At 62.5% G+C, this 842-nt stretch carries 1 protein-coding gene; it reads right to left on the minus strand.

What is annotated here, in order from left to right; all coding sequences use genetic code 11:
* Positions 1 to 842, minus strand: an 842-nt coding sequence (locus tag HX846_RS34610; protein WP_178967191.1) for an ABC transporter permease, incomplete at both ends; no start/stop codon positions are given.

Here is an 842-nt window from a genome sequence, read left to right on the forward strand (position 1 = left end):
CACGGCGGCCGGAATCGAGAACGCGACGGCCACGTTGCTGAGGATCAGCACGCCGCCCACCAGCAGGGCGAGGCCGATGCCGGTGACGCCACCGACCACAGAGAGCATCACCGCTTCAGTGAGGAACTGGCGCAGGATGTCCCGCTGCCGCGCCCCGGTGGCCATGCGAATGCCGATTTCCCGGGTGCGTTCACGTACGGTCATCAGCATGATATTCATCACCCCGATACCTCCCACCAGCAGCGAAATCGCGGCAATCGAGCCGAGCATCAGTGACAAGGTATTCTGGGTGCGTGCCTCGGCCTGGATCATCGCGGCATTGTTGGTCAGTTCAAAGTCGTGCTTGCCGTTGTGCAGGCGCAGCAACAACTGATTGATAGCCTGTTCGGCGTCGTGCACGTTGCGCGCGTCGGCGGCGGCAATCACTACGTATTCGGGGTTATAGCTGCCGAACAAGCGCACGCTGGCGGCAGAGTAGGGGATGGCGATACGGTCGTCGCTGTCTTTGTCGCCGGAGCTGGCGCCTTTTTCGGCGAGCACACCGACCACCTGGAATGGAACGTTTTCGATCAGGATGTATTGCCCGATCGGGTCGGTCACATCCTTGAACAGCTTGTCGCGTACCCGTTTGCCGATCACTGCCACCGTGGCTCCGGCGCGCTCGTCGGCCTCGGTGAAGTAACTCCCCTCGACCACTGGCCAGTTGAAAATGGCCGGGAAATTGGTGTCATTGCCCCCGACATACGCCATATGGTCGACGTTGCCAAGGCGCACCCCGGCCTCTGCGCCGTTCACCGGCATGATGCGCTTGACCTGAGGCAGGGCCGCCAGGGCGGCCACGT

The organism is Pseudomonas sp. K5002 (assembly GCF_013386655.1).
Classification (GTDB): Bacteria; Pseudomonadota; Gammaproteobacteria; order Pseudomonadales; family Pseudomonadaceae; genus Aquipseudomonas.